The organism is Flavobacterium cerinum, assembly GCF_024496085.1.
GTDB classification, from domain to species: domain Bacteria; phylum Bacteroidota; class Bacteroidia; order Flavobacteriales; family Flavobacteriaceae; genus Flavobacterium; species Flavobacterium cerinum_A.
This window is the reverse complement of sequence record NZ_CP101751.1, coordinates 2,722,549-2,740,281: the sequence shown is the minus strand read 5'-3', so window position 1 is coordinate 2,740,281 and position 17,733 is coordinate 2,722,549. Positions and strand designations below refer to the sequence as shown.

At 38.3% G+C, this 17,733-nt stretch carries 15 protein-coding genes; 11 read left to right on the top strand and 4 right to left on the bottom strand.

All coding sequences use genetic code 11. The annotated features are described in order from the left end of the window. Positions 1-35: 35 nt before the first annotated feature. The 5 genes from NOX80_RS12230 (at position 36) to NOX80_RS12210 (ending at position 5,519) form a co-directional block, all read left to right on the top strand. Entirely contained in the window at positions 36-2,582 is a 2,547-nt protein-coding gene (locus tag NOX80_RS12230; protein WP_256550075.1) for an ATP-dependent Clp protease ATP-binding subunit, read from the top strand. 81 nt (positions 2,583-2,663) lie between these two features. Next, positions 2,664-4,031 carry a 30S ribosomal protein S6--L-glutamate ligase gene (gene rimK / locus NOX80_RS12225; RefSeq protein ID WP_256550074.1) on the top strand — a complete coding sequence of 456 codons (1,368 nt, stop codon included), beginning with the start codon at positions 2,664-2,666 and terminating at the stop codon, positions 4,029-4,031. Then, positions 4,032-4,553 carry a DUF421 domain-containing protein gene (locus NOX80_RS12220; protein WP_256550073.1) on the top strand — a complete coding sequence of 174 codons (522 nt, stop codon included), beginning with the start codon at positions 4,032-4,034 and terminating at the stop codon, positions 4,551-4,553. A gap of 3 nt (positions 4,554-4,556) precedes the next feature. Further along, positions 4,557-5,138: a TMEM175 family protein gene (locus NOX80_RS12215; protein ID WP_256550072.1), complete on the top strand. Its 582-nt coding sequence runs from the start codon at positions 4,557-4,559 to the stop codon at positions 5,136-5,138. Positions 5,139-5,156: 18 nt separating this feature from the next. After that, a complete protein-coding gene (locus tag NOX80_RS12210; protein ID WP_256550071.1) occupies positions 5,157-5,519 on the top strand; it encodes a DUF1304 domain-containing protein in 363 nt (120 codons plus the stop codon). A 54-nt stretch (positions 5,520-5,573) separates the two neighbouring features. On the opposite strand, the gene hutH is transcribed toward NOX80_RS12210, so the two are convergent. Then, positions 5,574-7,082: a histidine ammonia-lyase gene (hutH, locus tag NOX80_RS12205; RefSeq protein ID WP_256550070.1), complete on the bottom strand. Its 1,509-nt coding sequence runs from the start codon at positions 7,080-7,082 to the stop codon at positions 5,574-5,576. 140 nt (positions 7,083-7,222) lie between these two features. Here hutH and NOX80_RS12200 point away from each other — a divergent pair, with 140 nt between their 5' ends. Next, positions 7,223-8,590 carry a TlpA family protein disulfide reductase gene (locus NOX80_RS12200; protein ID WP_256550069.1) on the top strand — a complete coding sequence of 456 codons (1,368 nt, stop codon included), beginning with the start codon at positions 7,223-7,225 and terminating at the stop codon, positions 8,588-8,590. A gap of 30 nt (positions 8,591-8,620) precedes the next feature. Here the strand turns inward: NOX80_RS12200 and NOX80_RS12195 are convergent, their stop codons facing one another. After that, positions 8,621-9,469 (bottom strand): NAD(P)H-hydrate dehydratase, encoded by an 849-nt coding sequence (locus NOX80_RS12195; RefSeq protein ID WP_256550068.1) that lies wholly within the window; start codon positions 9,467-9,469, stop codon positions 8,621-8,623. Positions 9,470-9,797: 328 nt separating this feature from the next. Here NOX80_RS12195 and thrA point away from each other — a divergent pair, with 328 nt between their 5' ends. The 5 genes from thrA to NOX80_RS12170 all read left to right on the top strand — a co-directional run bounded on the left by thrA (position 9,798) and on the right by NOX80_RS12170 (position 16,451). Continuing rightward, the gene (gene thrA / locus NOX80_RS12190; RefSeq protein ID WP_256550067.1) at positions 9,798-12,239 is read left to right on the top strand and encodes a bifunctional aspartate kinase/homoserine dehydrogenase I; all 2,442 of its coding nucleotides are present in this window, start codon (positions 9,798-9,800) and stop codon (positions 12,237-12,239) included. A gap of 11 nt (positions 12,240-12,250) precedes the next feature. Next, positions 12,251-13,177, top strand: coding sequence for a homoserine kinase (locus tag NOX80_RS12185; RefSeq protein ID WP_256550066.1), 927 nt, complete (start codon positions 12,251-12,253; stop codon positions 13,175-13,177). An 11-nt stretch (positions 13,178-13,188) separates the two neighbouring features. After that, complete coding sequence (thrC, locus tag NOX80_RS12180) at positions 13,189-14,478, top strand: threonine synthase (RefSeq protein WP_256550065.1); 1,290 nt, start codon at positions 13,189-13,191, stop codon at positions 14,476-14,478. A 64-nt stretch (positions 14,479-14,542) separates the two neighbouring features. After that, positions 14,543-15,625, top strand: a complete 1,083-nt coding sequence (gene gcvT, locus NOX80_RS12175) for a glycine cleavage system aminomethyltransferase GcvT (protein ID WP_256550064.1) — start codon at positions 14,543-14,545, stop codon at positions 15,623-15,625. A gap of 109 nt (positions 15,626-15,734) precedes the next feature. Next, positions 15,735-16,451: a YebC/PmpR family DNA-binding transcriptional regulator gene (locus NOX80_RS12170; RefSeq protein ID WP_256550063.1), complete on the top strand. Its 717-nt coding sequence runs from the start codon at positions 15,735-15,737 to the stop codon at positions 16,449-16,451. A 91-nt stretch (positions 16,452-16,542) separates the two neighbouring features. Here NOX80_RS12170 and NOX80_RS12165 read toward each other — a convergent pair whose 3' ends face one another. Continuing rightward, on the bottom strand, positions 16,543-16,788 hold the full coding sequence (locus tag NOX80_RS12165; RefSeq protein ID WP_256550062.1) for an FUSC family protein: 246 nt from the start codon (positions 16,786-16,788) through the stop codon (positions 16,543-16,545). 175 nt (positions 16,789-16,963) lie between these two features. Continuing rightward, a complete protein-coding gene (locus NOX80_RS12160) occupies positions 16,964-17,533 on the bottom strand; it encodes a hypothetical protein (RefSeq protein ID WP_256550061.1) in 570 nt (189 codons plus the stop codon). Positions 17,534-17,733 lie beyond the last annotated feature (200 nt).

The following is a 17,733-nucleotide window of genomic DNA, read 5'->3' as shown; positions in this document are numbered from 1 at the left end:
ATTAGTAAATTTACAGTATAAAGTATTTTTAAGTAATGGACGATAATTTTTCACCAAGAGTTAAGGACGTAATTAGCTATAGTAAAGAAGAGGCTTTACGATTAGGGCATGATTTTATCGGTACGGAACACTTAATGTTAGGAATCTTAAGAGACGGTAACGGGACCGCAATTAACATATTAAATAATCTGGATGTAGATTTAGAGCATCTGCGCAGAAAAGTTGAAGTATTAAGCCCTGCAAATCCCAATATCGACCGAAGTAATGAAAAGAAAAACCTTCATTTAACACGCCAGGCCGAACGTGCTTTACGCACCACTTTTTTAGAAGCTAAAGTATTCCAGAGTACTTCGATTAGTACCGCTCATTTATTGTTGTGCATCCTCAGAAATGAGAATGATCCGACAACAAAGCTTTTGAACAAATTAAAAATTGACTATGAAATAGTTAAAGAACAATTTATTGCTATGACATCAAACGAAGAAGATTACCTAGATAACCTGCCAAAAGCGGAGTCCTTTAATGATGATTCCGGACAAGATGACAGTTTGCGTGACACCGGGTTTAATAATCCGGGTACCGGCAAAGCCAATAAAAAATCGAAAACACCGGTTCTTGACAATTTCGGACGTGATTTAACCGAATTAGCCGAAGAAGGTAAATTGGATCCTGTTGTTGGTCGCGAAAAAGAAATTGAACGCGTTTCTCAAATTCTGAGCCGTCGTAAAAAAAATAACCCGCTATTAATCGGTGAACCGGGAGTTGGTAAATCGGCTATTGCCGAAGGATTGGCATTGCGAATTATCCAGAAAAAAGTATCCCGTATCCTGTTTAACAAACGAGTGGTAACCCTGGATCTGGCCAGTTTAGTAGCCGGAACCAAATACCGCGGTCAGTTTGAAGAACGTATGAAAGCGGTAATGAACGAATTGGAAAAAAATGACGATATCATCCTTTTTATTGATGAGATCCATACAATTGTAGGTGCCGGTGGCGCTACAGGTTCACTGGATGCTTCCAATATGTTTAAACCGGCACTGGCACGTGGTGAAATCCAATGTATCGGGGCTACAACATTAGACGAATACCGTCAATATATTGAAAAAGACGGTGCGTTGGAAAGACGTTTCCAAAAAGTAATCGTGGAACCTACATCTGTAGAAGAAACCATTACTATTTTGAATAACATCAAAAATAAATACGAAGATCACCATAATGTAATTTATACACCGGAAGCTATTGAAGCCTGTGTTAAATTAACAAACCGTTATATGTCCGAACGTTTTTTACCGGACAAAGCTATCGATGCGTTAGACGAAGCCGGTTCCCGTGTACACATCACCAATATTGACGTACCGAAACAAATTCTTGATTTGGAACGTCAATTAGAAGAAGTACGCGAACTCAAAAATTCGGTTGTTAAGAAACAGAAATATGAAGAGGCTGCCAAATTACGTGATGATGAAAAACGTATTGAAAAAGATTTGGCTACAGCACAGGAACAATGGGAAGAAGATGCGAAAAACAATCGTATTACCGTTACCGAAGATAATGTTGCTGATGTTGTTTCTATGATGACCGGTATTCCGGTAAACCGTATTGCACAAACGGAAAGTAACAAACTAGCCCATTTACCGGAACTGATAAAAGGGAAAGTAATCGGCCAGGATGAAGCGGTACAAAAAATTGCAAAATCAATTCAGCGTAACCGTGCCGGATTAAAAGATCCGAACAAACCGATCGGTTCTTTTATCTTCTTAGGGCAAACCGGAGTTGGTAAAACCCAATTGGCTAAAGTGATCGCTAAAGAATTATTTGATTCTGAAGATGCTTTAGTTCGTATTGACATGAGTGAATACATGGAAAAATTCGCCATTTCCCGATTAGTAGGTGCGCCTCCGGGATATGTAGGGTACGAAGAAGGCGGTCAGCTTACGGAAAAAGTAAGAAGAAAACCTTATTGTGTGGTACTTTTGGATGAAATTGAAAAAGCACATCCGGATGTTTTCAATATGATGTTACAAGTATTGGATGACGGTCATTTAACAGACAGTTTAGGTCGTAAAATTGATTTCCGTAATACGATTATCATTATGACTTCCAATGTAGGAGCGCGTCAATTAAAAGATTTCGGTCAGGGTGTCGGTTTCGGCACTACTGCCAGACAATCACAGGTTGATGAAAACTCAAAAGGAATTATCGAAAATGCATTGAAAAAAGCCTTTGCACCGGAATTCCTGAATCGTATTGATGATGTTATCGTATTTAATCCGCTTGAAAAAGAAGATATCGACAAAATCATCGACATCGAATTGGAAAAACTATATATCAGAGTAGCTGATTTAGGTTATAAATTAGCATTATCCGATAAAGCAAAACAATTTATTGCTGATAAAGGATTTGACAAACAATTCGGAGCGCGACCGTTAAAACGAGCGATTCAGAAATATGTGGAAGATACTTTAGCTGAGGAGATCATCACCTCTAAAATACACGAAGGCGATGAGATCTTTATGGACCTTGAAGAAGGCAGCCAGGAACTCACCGTAGCAATTAAGAAAGCTGAAAAACCTACTAATTAAGTAGGTTTTTTCTTTTTTAAGTAAATCTGTTTGGCATTTCAAAAAAAGTAGTACATTAGAATTACAAATACAAACAGAGAAATGCTAGACAAAGTTATTGTAGGAAGCGAGGAATGGTGCTCCTTCCCTACTCTTGGAATTCCGACCATTAAAGCCCGGGTAGATTCCGGTGCGAAAACTTCGGCATTGCATGCCACTAACATCACACCATTTGAAAAAAAAGGAGAAAACTGGGTAAAGTTCGACATTAACCCTATTCAGAATAACCTTAAAGCCGTTATTCACTGTGAAGCCCTTTTGATCGACAAACGTGTGGTAAAAAGTTCCAGCGGATATCGGGAACTACGTTATGTTATCCGTACAGTATTGGAAATCGGAGGTACAGAATGGGATGTTGAATTAACGCTGACCAATCGGGATTCAATGGGATTCCGTATGTTATTAGGTCGGGAAGCTATGTCCGGACGAATATTAGTTGATCCGGAACAAAAATACCTTTTAGGTCATCCTACAAAAGAAAAAATCAAAGAATATTATTATAGCGAAGAAACGTCAAACAAAGGACTTCGCATCGGATTGCTGGCCAGTAATCCGGAATTATACAGTAACAAACGGATTATAGAAGCCGGTGAAATGCGCGGTCATGAAATGCATTTTCTGAACCTGAAATACTGTTATATGAAACTGGATGCTACCGCTCCGGAAATTCATTATCGCGGCGGTCGCGTACTTAACGATTTTGACGCCGTTATCCCTAGAATCCGTCCTAGTATGACGTATTACGGTTGCGCTTTAACCCGTCAGTTTGAAGCTTTAAAAGTATTTAGTTTAAACGGTTCGGCAGCTATTAGCCAATCCCGTGACAAACTGTTTTCTCTTCAATTGTTATTGAATAACGGAGTAGATATTCCGACAACCGGTTTTGCCAATTCCCCACTCGATACCAACGATCTTATTAAAATGGTGGGCGGTTCTCCGTTAATTGTAAAACTTCTCGAAGGAACACAAGGAAAAGGAGTCGTATTAGCCGAAACCAAAAAAGCAGCAGAAAGTGTAATCAACGCATTTAAAAGTTTAAATGCTAATATTCTCGTACAGGAATTTATCAAAGAAGCCAACGGAAAAGACCTGCGTTTATTTGTTGTCGACGGAAAAGTAGTAGCCGCAATGCAACGTGAAGCTTTACCGGGTGAATTCCGCGCTAACATCCATTTAGGTGGTACGGCATCTGTTGTAAAAGTAACAGCTGAAGAAAAAAGAATCGCTATAAAAGCAGCTAAGGCTATGAATTTAAAAGTAGCCGGAGTCGATATTATTCGTTCCTCTAAAGGGCCGTTGTTATTAGAAGTTAACTCTTCTCCCGGATTGGAAGGTATTGAAGGCGCAACACAAAAAGACATTGCCGGTGAAATGATCAAAGCGATCGAGAAAAACTTTAAATGGAAATAGATGGAAGCTTATCTGGATATCATCATCAGAAGTACCGCTGTTTATGTTTTTATGGTCGTTGCACTCCGTGTATTCGGTAAAAAACAACTATCACAGCTTAACACTGCTGATGTTATCCTGATATTATTGATCAGTAACTCGGTTCAAAATGCAATGGTTGGCAGCAATACCAGCCTGTTTGGCGGTTTGGCAGCAGCTTTGGTTTTATTTATTGTCAATTTTATTGTCAAAAAAATACTTTTTAAGTATAAAAAAATAGCCGATTTATTACAGGACAAACCCGAAATACTGATCCATAACGGAAAACTGGAATTTGCCACGCTCAGCCGACTGGGTATTACATCCGATGAGCTTTACGAATCCATTCGCGAACATGGCGTTGACCATTATAAGGATGTTAAACTGGCCATGCTGGAAATTGACGGCAATATCAGTGTAATTTCCGGCGAACATAATGCTCACTTACATCAAACCTATCACAAACGGAGAACACATAAAACCTTACGTTCAGAAAACAGCTAAAGTATGAATAAAACCCGATTGGAAGCCTTTAGTGATGGTGTACTGGCTATTATCATCACTATTATGGTACTGGAAATTAAGGTTCCGCACGAGATAAGTCTTAAAGCACTTACACCGATTTTACCGGTATTTCTAAGTTATGTATTAAGCTTTATTTATGTCGGTATCTACTGGAATAACCATCATCATATGATGCATACGGTAAAACAGGTAACCGGAGGTATTTTATGGGCCAACCTACATTTATTATTCTGGTTATCCCTGATTCCGTTTGTTACGGCCTGGATCGGAGAAAATCATTTTGCTCACGATCCGATGATGTTATACGGATTTATACTGCTGATGTGTGCAGTAGCCTATTTTATATTACAATATGTAATCCTGAAAAAACACGGACCCGATTCCGTTTTATCAAAAGCAATCGGAAAAGATATTAAAGGAAAACTATCACCTGTATTTTATACTATGGGAATTATTGCTTCCCATTATAACGGATTAGCAGGTGGTGCTTTTTATATTTTAGTCGCCATTATGTGGTTAATTCCGGACAAACGAATTGAACGAATACTAGATCATTCCGAATAAACCAAAATCCTGATTATTATGACAATTGTTTCAAAAATTATTATCGGATTCATCGCCTTACTTCACCTTTACATTTTATGGTTGGAGATGTTTGCCTGGACCACCCGTGCCAAAAAAGTATTTAAATCGGTACCGGAAGAAATGTTTGAAAAGACCAAGCAAATGGCCGGAAATCAAGGCTTATATAACGGTTTTTTAGCCGCCGGATTAATCTGGTCTTTATTGATTTGCGATCCGCAATGGGGTATTCATGTCGCTACCTTCTTTTTGGGTTGTGTATTTGTAGCCGGAGTTTACGGTGCGATTACCGTTCAGAAATCGATATTGATGGTACAAAGCCTTCCAGCCGCTTTAGGTTTACTGAGCATGTATTTCTTATAAAAAATTATACCTGACAAACTTTAAAACCTGTCAGGTATGTTTTTGTTTTTCTACCTATTCAAACAACACTTCATCCATCTGGAAGCTGTTTAAAAAAGCAACCGATTTTTCAATGTCGTAATGTAAAATTCTGTCTTCTGTAACCAAAGGCACTTCTTCTCTGTATAATTTCAGGAAGCTTTCGATAAACTCGCTTGATTTTAACGGTCTTCTGAATTCGATTGCCTGAGAAGCATTCATCAATTCAATAGCCAGGATACGCTCCAGATTTTCCATAATCTTTAACGCTTTCGTAGCGGCATTAGCGCCCATACTCACATGATCTTCCTGTCCGTTAGACGATACAATACTATCAATACTTGCCGGTGTTGCATATTGTTTATTCTGACTCACGATGCTCGCTGCCGTATATTGCGGAATCATAAAACCGGAATTCAGTCCCGGATCGCTTACCAAAAATGCCGGTAAATCTCTTAATCCGGAAATTAACTGGTACGTACGTCTTTCTGAAATATTTCCTAATTCGGCTAAAGCAATTCCTAAAAAGTCTAAGGCTAAAGCCAAAGGTTGACCGTGGAAGTTTCCGCCCGAAATAATTTCATCCGTTTCAATAAAGATATTCGGATTATCGGTTACCGAATTGATTTCCGTCTTAAATACACGCTTTACATAATCGATAGTATCTTTCGATGCACCATGTACTTGCGGAATACAACGGAAAGAATACGGATCCTGAACGTGTTTTTTAGGCTGCGCGATAATCTCACTGTCTTCCAATAATTCCTGGAATCGTTTTGCAGTATTGATTTGTCCTTTATGCGGGCGTACCAAATGAATCAATTCATTAAAAGGTTCAATTCTTCCGTCAAAACCTTCTAATGAAATCGCTCCGATAACATCCGCTAAATACGCATATTTACTGGCTTTTAATAACACATAAGCACCATAGGCACTCATAAACTGCGTACCGTTTAACAAAGCCAATCCTTCTTTAGATTGCAACACAATCGGCTCCCATCCCATTTTTTCCAATACCTTTTTAGCCGGCTGACGGAATCCGTCAACATATACTTCACCTTCACCGATTAACGGTAATGATAAATGCGCCAACGGTGCCAAATCTCCTGAAGCTCCTAATGATCCCTGCGTATAGATTACCGGTAAAACATCGTTGTTATAAAAATCTATCAGTCGTTCTACCGTTTTTAGCTGTACTCCGGAATGACCGAAACTCAACGATTTAATTTTAAGCAGCAACATGATTTTTACAATCTCATGCGGCACTTCGTCACCTGTACTGCAAGCATGCGATTTTACAAGGTTTTCCTGTAATTTGGATAAGTTTTCATTCGATATCTTAACATTACATAATGAGCCGAATCCGGTATTTATACCATAAATAGGCTCTCCGTGTGCCTGCATTTTTTCGTCCAGATAAGTGCGGCATTTTTCAATGTTAACACGCGCCTCTTCCGACAAATCCAATTTCATATTCTGAGAGATAATCTCCTGTAGTAACTCCAATGAAATCACATCAGAGCTTATATAATGTACTGTATCCATTTTGCTGTAAAAATTAATTGCTCAAAATTCCATAAAATATGCCTAAAAAACAAACTATATTAACCGTATTTCTACTGTAATTATACGAACGACAATTCTTATATTTGAACTTCTAAAAAACTAACTAAAAACCATTTTCAATGAAAAAAGCATTTTATTTGCTGATGCTCATTACGCTGGCCTCGTTTAATCTTCCTGTGGAAACGATAACGATATCCGGTAAAATCAGTAATACCGAAGAAAAAAAGATCAAAATCAAAGGTGAAAGTTTTAACAAAGAAATCACATTAAAACCCGACGGTTCCTTTTCTGAAACCTTCCCAATCTCTTACAACGGGGCATATACGTTAAGTACCAAAAACAACCGTGTTGCTTTATATCTGGGTAAAGGAACAAAACTGAATATCGCTGCCGACGATTCAAATTTTAATACTACGTTGACTTTTACCGGAAAAGGAAGTATTGAAAACCAATATCTGTCCAAAAAAAGTCAGCTTGTCAATAATACATTAGGAAATCCACAGGTATTTTACAGTCAGGATGAAGCAACATATGCTAATAAAAATAAAGAGCTAAAAAATGCTGTTTTGGAATTATATAATACAACTCCATTTGCTGATGCCGATTTTAAAAAGAGTGAATTACGAAACATTAACTTTTTTGAGCAATTATTAATTTTTAATTATCCGGCTTACCACGCCCATTACGCTAAAAAAGAAAACTTTAAACCCTCAGAAAGCTTTCCGAAATTCGACGCAACAATCGATTTGGATAACGAAAATGATTTCATGTTTTCTAATTCTTACAAACAGCTTATAGCCGGTAAATTCAATCAAAAAGTATCTGAAAACAGTAGTAATCTTACTGAAAAAGAATTAAGCGACCGAATTTTATCCGAAATCAAAAAAATAAAAAGTCCGAATATTAAAAACAGCTTCCTGCAAAATCTTGGGTATCAGATTCGCGCCGGAAATGCAGAATCAGAATTCCTTTACAAAGAAATTATGGTTTTGTCGACAGATACTAATTTCAAAAAAGAGCTGACTGATAAATTCAACAAAATCAAAATGTTGACTCCGGGTAAACCATCGCCAAAATTCAACTATGAAAATTATAAAGGCGGACAAACTTCATTGGATAATTTAAAAGGTAAATTCGTATATATCGATGTATGGGCAACCTGGTGTGGACCTTGTCGCCAGGAAATTCCGCATCTTCAAAAAGTAGAAGAGCAATATCACGGAAAAAATATCGAATTTGTGAGTATTTCAATTGATGCCAAAAAAGACTATGACAAATGGAAAAAACTGGTAGATGAAAAAAAATTAGGCGGTATTCAGCTATTTGCTGATAATGATTGGAATTCCCAGTTTATAAAAGAGTTTGGAATTGAAAGTATTCCGAGATTTATCCTGCTGGATCCGAACGGAAACATTGTAACAGCCGATGCGCCAAGACCATCCGATGCACAACTAATCGAATTGTTTACCAAGCAAGGTGTAAAATAACAACAAACGCTTCCACACGGAAGCGTTTTTTTATTCGTATAACGTACTAAAAGCTTTCCCCAGATTCGCAATAATATCCGAGGCAACAAACGCATGATAACCCAGCTCCGGTAAAGCAAGATCCGCTGTGAGTCCGTGAATATAGACGCCAACAATTGCAGCAGCGTCCGGATCATAGGATTGCGCCAGTAATCCGGTAATAATTCCCGTAAGGACATCGCCGCTTCCCGCTGTAGCCAGCGATTGATTTCCCGTTGTATTTTCAAAAACGTTATTCTTATACACAATACGTGTTGGCGCACCTTTTAAGACGACAACCAAATCATACGTTTCCGAAAAAGATATTACTTTTTTCATTTTATCCGCTTCATCATCCCATAGTCCGATTAATCGTTCCAATTCTTTCCGATGTGGTGTCACAATCGTTTGTGCCGGTAAGAATTCCAGCCATTCTTTATTTTCCGACATAATATTAATTCCGTCCGCATCGAGCACCAAAGGCAACGTATTCAATTTTAGAAAATGAAAAACTGCTTGTTGGGTTTCCTGATGTTGCCCCATTCCGATTCCCAAACCAACCGCCCGGATATTTGCTTCGGTAGTAATCGCAGTAATATGCGTCGGATAATCATCCGTTTCTACCATAACTTCCGGAATTCCGGTCTGAAGAATATCATAACCACATTGCGGGATATAAGCCGTAACGAGACCGGCACCCGATTTTAAACACGCTTTCGCCGATAATAGCGGTGCTCCTATCTTTCCGTAACTACCGCCAACAATCAGCGCATGTCCCTGAATTCCTTTATGGGTGTACTTATCGATCGGATGAAATCGTTCCAATACGGTTTTTTTATCAATTTTAATCAAGTTGTCCATAATCTAACTCATTTTGACTTACTATAAATTTACAAAAAATGATTTTTCAAAACAAAAAGCGCTATATTTGTCATAATGATAACAGCTAATAGAAAATATAATTTATTTATTGCAACCGAATCTTCTTCGGCTGTAATTTCTATTGTTACCATTATTACAACTACCACTACCCCGTTCGGGGTATAATTATTACATATAATCCTGTGTGCGTACGTGTTTTTTTAAAACACAGCTAAGTCGTTTGTTTTCAAACGAATTCATTTTTATTCTTAATTTTTAATTATTCGGATCCGGTTTTTCCAACCGTTGGTTCATAAAATATAGTATCATGAAAGTATTAAAATTTGGGGGTACTTCTGTTGCAAACGATCAGAATATCCTAAAATCCATCGGCGTAATACAAAACGTCCCCGGCAAGAAAGTAGTAGTTGTTTCCGCATTGGGAGGTGTAACCGATTCACTATCTGAAGCGATCAACAATGCTAAAAATCAGCACTTTTTATACCGAAATATACTTCAGGATCTTAAAACAAGACATCTTGAAGTCATTGAGAAACTTTTACCGGAACGGAACAATGATAAAGTTTTGTCGTTTATCAACATTAGCTTTGATGACATTAACTCGCTATTGGACGGTTGTTTTTTATTAGGTGAATTGTCAGCCAAAGCCACCGATACTATTCTATCTTACGGCGAATTATTGTCCTCGAAAATCATCTTCGAAAAATTACAATCCCTGTCACCAAAAACAGCCTATATTGATAGTCGGGAATTAATTAAAACCGATTCCAATTTCGGTAATGCCAATATTGATTTTGAAACCAGTAACTACGCCATCCAGTATTATTTTGATAAAAATCAGTCGGATATTACCGTTATACCCGGTTTTATTGCACAGTCGCATAATGGTCATCCAACTACATTAGGTCGTGGCGGTTCCGACTATTCCGCTGCTGTTATTGCGTCGGCTTTAGATGCCGATGAACTACAGATATGGACAGATGTAAACGGCATGTACACTGCGAATCCGAAACTGGTAAAACAAGCCCGTTCCATTCCCGATATCAGTTATAAAGAAGCCATGGAATTATCACATTTCGGAGCAAAGGTTTTGTATGCGCCGACATTACAACCTGTACTCAATAAAAATATTCCGGTTTATATTAAAAATACTTTCGCTCCGGACACAGCAGGAACCCGTATTATCCCGGAATGCGACAATAGTAACGAACCCGTAAAAGGAATCAGTCATATCGATAATATTGCATTGCTAACACTCGAAGGATCAGGTTTAATCGGTGTAGCCGGTATTTCCGAAAAGCTATTTTGTGCCGTAGCCAGAGAAAACATCAGTATTGTGTTTATCACACAAGCATCGTCCGAACACTCTATTTGCATCGGAATATCCGAAGAAAATGCACAAAGAGCCAAAAAAGCGATTGAAATGGCTTTTCAATATGAAATCCGGTTACAGAAAATCAAACCGGTTATCATTGAAAAAAATCTGAGTATTATTGCTTTAGTCGGCGAAAACATGAAAAGCCATCAGGGATTAAGCGGTAAAATGTTTAGTACATTAGGTAAAAACAATGTTAACGTAAGAGCCATAGCACAAGGCGCATCCGAACGCAATATTTCGGCTGTTATCGATAAAAAAGACGTTGAAAAAGCATTAAATGTATTACACGAAAGCTTTTTTGAAGACAATATTAAACAACTCAACCTTTTTATTTGCGGAGTTGGTAACGTTGGCGGAAAATTACTGGATCAATTACGACAACAAGCTGACTATTTAAAAGATAATCTAAAACTAAATGTTCGTGTTATCGGAATTTCCAATTCCCGAAAAATGTATTTTAACGAAAACGGTGTGGATTTAGAAAACTGGGAAGTACAACTGCAATCGGGAGAAGATAACCAACCCGATGCCTTTATCGCAAAAGCCGAAGCATTAAATCTTCCGAACAGTATTTTTGTTGATAATACAGCTTGTCCGAAAGTGGCCGCATTGTACAAACGTTTTCTATCGCAAAGCATAGCCGTTGTTACCTGTAATAAAATTGCCTGTTCGTCGCAATATTCGGAATATGAGCAATTAAAAAAACTGTCTAAAAAGTACAATGCACCGTTTCTTTTTGAAACCAATGTCGGAGCCGGATTACCTATTATAGACACCTTAAAAAATCTAATTGCATCCGGAGATAAAGTACATAAAATTCAAGCCGTTTTATCCGGTAGCTTAAACTTTATATTTAATAATTTTAATACTGATAAAAGTTTTCATGATATTGTACTTCAGGCCCAACAGGAAGGTTACACCGAACCCGATCCGAAACTCGATCTGAGCGGTATCGATGTGATGCGAAAAATCCTTATTCTGATCCGGGAAAGTGGTTACCCAATGGAAATCGATGCTATTGATAATGATTCCTTTTTACCGGAACCGGTTTTACAGGCCGAATCGGTAGCCGCTTTTTTTGAATCATTAAAAGAGCATTCGAACCATTTTGACCAACTCTATAAGGAAGCTGATCAGCAATCCTGTCGCTTAAAATATGTAGCGAATTTTGAAAACGGAAAAGCCAGTGTAGGTTTACAGACTATTGAAAAAGAACACCCGTTTTATCATTTGGAAGGGAAAGACAATATTGTGTTGTTTTACACCGATCGTTATGCCGAACAACCTTTATTAATCAAAGGAGCCGGAGCCGGAGCAGCGGTAACTGCATCCGGAATTTTTGCCGATGTAATCCGAATCGGTAACATTTAAAATCAAACAGTATGGAAAGTATACGCTTATTTTGCCCGGCAACCGTTGCCAATATATCCTGCGGATTTGACGTTCTCGGCTTATGTCTCGATACCATTGGCGACGAAATGACAATCACTAAAACAGCCCAAAAAGGCATTCAGATCACTCGGATAACCGGAGCCGATTTACCGCTTGACGTTACACAAAATGTAGCCGGTATCGCAGCACAAGCCTTTTTAGAGCAATTGGGAACCGATCAGGGTTTTGCTATTGAAATTCATAAAAAGATCAAGGCCGGAAGCGGTATTGGAAGTTCTGCGGCCAGTGCTGCCGGTGCCGTATTCGGACTCAATGCTTTATGTGGTAATCCTTTTACGAATAAAGAACTTATTTCTTTTGCTATGAAAGGAGAAGCTTTAGCCAGTGGTTGCGAACATGCCGATAACGTAGCTCCCGCTTTATTGGGCGGTTTTACATTGATCCGCGGATATGAACCGCTGGATGTAATAGCATTACCGGTACCTTCGGAATTATATGTTACTGTAATTCATCCGCAGATTGCTTTAAAAACAGCTGAAATGCGAGCCGTATTAGCTCCCGAAATCCCATTAAAAAATGCCATCGCACAATGGGGAAATCTGGGCGGATTTATAGCCGGACTATATACTGAAGATTACAACCTGATGCAGCGATCACTAAGCGACAAAATCGTGGAACCGGTTCGGAGTCCTTTTATTCCGGGCTTTGATAAAATTAAAGAAACGGCACTTCAAAACGGTGCTTTAGGTGCCGGAATATCCGGTTCCGGTCCTTCAATTTTCACTTTAAATAAAGGAATCAAAACAGCTAAAAAAGTAGCATTTGCAATAGCAGAAAACTATACAGAAACAGGAATACCGTTTGAAGTTTATACATCACCGATTAACAAAAGCGGTGTTCGGATAATTAACCGCTAAATCAATAATTTATGAACTATTATAGTCTTACCAATAAGCAACATCGTGTTGGGTTCAGAGAAGCCGTTTTACAAAGTATTGCTCCGGATGGTGGTTTGTATTTCCCGGAAGTGATCACACCGCTTCCCTCCGATTTTTTTAATTCACTTGATCGGCTGGATAATGAAACTATTGCGTATACGGTTATAGCACCGTTTATCGGCGATGCAATTCCGGAAAACGAACTCCGTAAAATCATCAAAGACACCCTTTCATTTGATTTCCCGATTGTTCCGGTAACCGATTCTGTTTCTGCTTTGGAATTATTCCATGGTCCAACAATGGCTTTTAAGGATGTCGGAGCCCGATTTATGTCCCGATGTCTGGGTTATTTTAATCGGGAAAACAATCAAAAAACAACCGTTCTGGTAGCCACTTCCGGTGATACGGGCGGTGCTGTGGCCAGTGGTTTTCTCGGTGTAAAAAATGTTGATGTCGTATTGTTATATCCGAGCGGAAAAGTGAGTGCAATACAGGAAGCTCAGCTTACAACATTGGGTCAAAATATTCAGGCATTAGAAGTCAACGGTTCTTTTGATGATTGTCAGGATATGGTTAAAAAAGCCTTTCGGGATGCTGATCTGAAAAACCGAAATCTGACTTCAGCCAATTCGATCAATGTTGCCCGATGGCTTCCGCAATTATTCTACTTTTTCTTTGCTTATAAAGCCTTGAAAGCAACCGGAAAACCACTTTATATTTCCTGTCCGAGCGGTAATTTCGGAAATATCGGTGCCGGTATTCTGGCGAAAAAACTAGGATTACCGATTGCCGGTTTTATTGCTGCTACAAATGCAAACGATACCGTTCCGCGTTATCTTGAAAACGGTTTGTATGCGCCCAATGCTACAATCAGTACGATTTCAAATGCAATGGATGTAAGTAATCCGAGTAATTTTATTCGGATACAGGAATTATATGCGAATGACCGGGAGCAACTTAAAAAAGATTTAGCTTCCTTTTCATTTACCGATGCCGAAACCCGAACGGCAATGGAAACCGTTTACCGGGAAAGTCAGTATATAATGGATCCGCATGGAGCTGTTGGCTATTTGGGATTGCAAAAAGTGTTGGCAAATCATCCGGAAGCCATCGGTTTATTTCTGGAAACGGCACATCCGGTTAAATTCCAGGATACTGTAGAAGCTTATTTAAACCGTAGTCTGCCTATTCCCGAACCCATTCAGCATATCATGACCCAAACAAAACAAAGTATTCCGATTCGTCATTATCAGGAACTAAAAGATTATCTCGTAAACTAAATTCGCTTTGTCACTCCGTAAAAAATCAATACATTAGCGGCCTAAAATAAATATACAGCACAAAATGAAAAATACAGCATTAACGCACGTTCACGAAAGTTTGGGAGCAAAAATGGTTCCGTTTGCAGGTTATAACATGCCTGTTCAGTATGAAGGAGTTAACATTGAACATGAAACAGTTCGTAACGGCGTAGGTGTTTTTGACGTATCACATATGGGTGAGTTTTTCCTTCGCGGAGAAAATGCATTGGCTTTAATCCAAAAAGTAACCTCAAACGATGCTTCTAAATTAGTAGACGGAAAAGCACAGTATTCTTGTTTACCTAACAATGAAGGCGGTATTGTAGATGACCTTATTATTTATAAAATAGCAGATAACAACTATTTATTGGTGGTTAATGCTTCCAATATCGAAAAAGACTGGAACTGGATTTCACAACATAATGATTTAGGTGTGGAGATGGAAAATGCATCTGAAGGCTATTCATTATTAGCTATTCAGGGACCAAAAGCAGCTGAAGCGATGCAATCGTTAACTTCAGTTGATTTGGCTAACATGCCGTACTATTCGTTCCAGATCGGTACATTTGGCGGCGTACAGGATGTTATCATTTCGGCTACCGGATATACCGGATCAGGCGGATTTGAGATTTATTTTAAAAATGAAGATGCCGAAACTATCTGGAATAAGGTATTTGAAGCCGGAGCGGCATTCGGAATCAAACCGATCGGATTAGCAGCAAGAGATACTTTACGTCTTGAAATGGGCTTTTGCTTATACGGAAACGATATCAACGATACTACTTCTCCGCTAGAAGCCGGTTTAGGCTGGATTACCAAATTCGACAAAGAATTCACTAATTCCGAAAATTTAAAAAAGCAAAAAGAAGCCGGCGTTTCCCGCAAATTAGTTGCTTTCGAATTAACGGAGCGTGGTATTCCGCGTCACGACTATGAAATCGTAGACAAAGACGGAAATGTTATCGGTGTGGTAACATCAGGAACCATGTCGCCATCACTAAATAAAGGAATCGGTTTAGGTTATGTTCCAACTGCATTTTCTACAGTTGACAGCGAGATTTTTATCCGAATCCGTAAAAACGATGTAGCTGCAAAAGTGGTTAAATTACCGTTTTACAAAAAATAATTACAGAAAAAAGGGACTTCAAAAAGTCTCTTTTTTTGTTAAAGTGGTGTAATAATTTTATTTTTGCACACTGTTTTTACAAACTATAAACAAAAAACAAGAAACTCTTATGGGAAGAGCGTTTGAATTTAGAAAAGCGAGAAAAATGAAACGTTGGTCGGCAATGGCCAAAACGTTTACCCGAATCGGGAAAGATATTGTAATGGCGGTTAAAGAAGGCGGACCAAGCCCGGAAACCAATTCCCGTTTGCGTGCCGTAATGCAGAATGCCAAGGCTGCCAACATGCCAAAAGACAATGTTGAACGCGCGATTAAAAAAGCATCGGATAAAGATACAGCCAACTATAAAGAGGTTTTATTCGAAGGCTATGCGCCACACGGTATTGCCATCTTAATCGAAACGGCTACCGACAATAACAACAGAACTGTTGCTAACATCCGTAGTTATTTTAACAAATGTAACGGTACGATGGGAACACAGGGATCGGTTGAATTTATGTTTGACCATACCTGTAATTTCCGAATCCCGGCTGAAGGTCAGGATGTAGAAGAATTAGAATTGGAAATGATCGATTTTGGTGTGGAAGAAATCTTTGCTGATGAAGATGGTATCATGATGTATGCGCCATTCGGAAGCTTCGGAGCGATCCAGAAAGAATTGGAGAACCGCAATATCGAAATCCTATCTTCCGGTTTTGACCGTATTCCGCAAGTAACCAAAACACTTACTGCTGATCAGGTTGCCGATGTAGAAAAACTACTGGAAAAAATTGAAGAAGATGACGACGTGATGAACGTTTATCATACTATGGTAGAAGCGGAATAACCCTCACCATTACTCATAAAAAAACTACGGCATTCCTGTCGTAGTTTTTTTATTTACATACATCAGGTTTAAAAACCTGTCGGGTGTATTATTACAGCCCTCTTTCTTTTAGCAGTTCTTTTAACGCATTGTATTTTTTATTGTTTTTCGCTGCTATAGGCGTATAGGCTAACGGAATAAAGGTAAATATTCCGAATCCTGCTTTTACGGTACCATAAAAGGCCGCTCCTATTAAAACACCGATAATCCCGGCATCATAAATTCGGGTGGTTTTCATTTTTTTCATTTCCTGTAACAATTCTTCGTTTGTTAAGGTTGTTAGTTCTTTTTGTTCCATATCTCGTTTTTTGGTTGTTCGCTTTTGGGTTTACATCCTATTCTTCTCCTATTAGAACGGATTATTTAGATTACGAATGTAGTGAAATTTCTCATTTGTGAGGAATAAAAAAACTACGACAGGAATGCCGAAGTTTTATAACCTTATATTTTGCACAAGTATGGATTGTAAATCTCTATTCTACAATAGCAACCGCTTCAAAAGTAATTGATACTCCTTGGGTAGCACTCGGATTTTTAAATCCTAAATACCAATTACCGGCACGAATAGTTTTTATTTGTATAGTTCCGTTTTGAAATTTTTCCCTAGATTCATTGTTATAATATCGATATCCTCTACTCCATTTATCCGTCTTATTTATAAAATTTGTACTATTAGGCGTATCCATTAAAAAGATATCACACATTCCGGTTGCTGAAGGTGTTAATATTAAATTAGTAGCTAATGCAGTAATACCTGTCGGATCATACAATTTTGTCAACTGTCCAAGCAGTCCGATGTTTACATCTGAATTTCTCCCTTTGGCTACCGTAACCGAATAATACCACTCTACTGTATTTGGTGGCAATACAATATTGAATATCGCTCTGGATTTTCCTCCAAAAACAGCTCTATTCCCTCCGTTAAGATAAAATGTTTGTGACGGCATTATTTGTGCTGTTTTTCGTTCTTTTCGAATTTCTTGAGCATTAACCGAAAGTGCTAAAAATAAAGCAACTAAAATTGCAGTAATACTTTTCATCATCGTTTTTGATTTATTTAATAATTGGTTAGAATATTTATGATTAATTGTAAGCTATACATACATGTGTTATGGCTGTTTTTTTAATCCTTATTTATCAATTAAAAGCACGTTAGCTTGTATCATATTAAAATCTGTTGCAAACTACACAAATACGCTATTTCACTATTACGACTTACCGTAATGAAATGATTTATATATTA

Coding starts and splice junctions, on each gene's coding strand:
- NOX80_RS12230 (WP_256550075.1), top strand. CDS start 36: ATGGACGATAATTTTTCACCAAGAGTTAAGGACGTAATTAGCTATAGT.
- rimK (WP_256550074.1), top strand. CDS start 2,664: ATGCTAGACAAAGTTATTGTAGGAAGCGAGGAATGGTGCTCCTTCCCT.
- NOX80_RS12220 (WP_256550073.1), top strand. CDS start 4,032: ATGGAAGCTTATCTGGATATCATCATCAGAAGTACCGCTGTTTATGTT.
- NOX80_RS12215 (WP_256550072.1), top strand. CDS start 4,557: ATGAATAAAACCCGATTGGAAGCCTTTAGTGATGGTGTACTGGCTATT.
- NOX80_RS12210 (WP_256550071.1), top strand. CDS start 5,157: ATGACAATTGTTTCAAAAATTATTATCGGATTCATCGCCTTACTTCAC.
- hutH (WP_256550070.1), bottom strand. CDS start 7,082: ATGGATACAGTACATTATATAAGCTCTGATGTGATTTCATTGGAGTTA.
- NOX80_RS12200 (WP_256550069.1), top strand. CDS start 7,223: ATGAAAAAAGCATTTTATTTGCTGATGCTCATTACGCTGGCCTCGTTT.
- NOX80_RS12195 (WP_256550068.1), bottom strand. CDS start 9,469: ATGGACAACTTGATTAAAATTGATAAAAAAACCGTATTGGAACGATTT.
- thrA (WP_256550067.1), top strand. CDS start 9,798: ATGAAAGTATTAAAATTTGGGGGTACTTCTGTTGCAAACGATCAGAAT.
- NOX80_RS12185 (WP_256550066.1), top strand. CDS start 12,251: ATGGAAAGTATACGCTTATTTTGCCCGGCAACCGTTGCCAATATATCC.
- thrC (WP_256550065.1), top strand. CDS start 13,189: ATGAACTATTATAGTCTTACCAATAAGCAACATCGTGTTGGGTTCAGA.
- gcvT (WP_256550064.1), top strand. CDS start 14,543: ATGAAAAATACAGCATTAACGCACGTTCACGAAAGTTTGGGAGCAAAA.
- NOX80_RS12170 (WP_256550063.1), top strand. CDS start 15,735: ATGGGAAGAGCGTTTGAATTTAGAAAAGCGAGAAAAATGAAACGTTGG.
- NOX80_RS12165 (WP_256550062.1), bottom strand. CDS start 16,788: ATGGAACAAAAAGAACTAACAACCTTAACAAACGAAGAATTGTTACAG.
- NOX80_RS12160 (WP_256550061.1), bottom strand. CDS start 17,533: ATGATGAAAAGTATTACTGCAATTTTAGTTGCTTTATTTTTAGCACTT.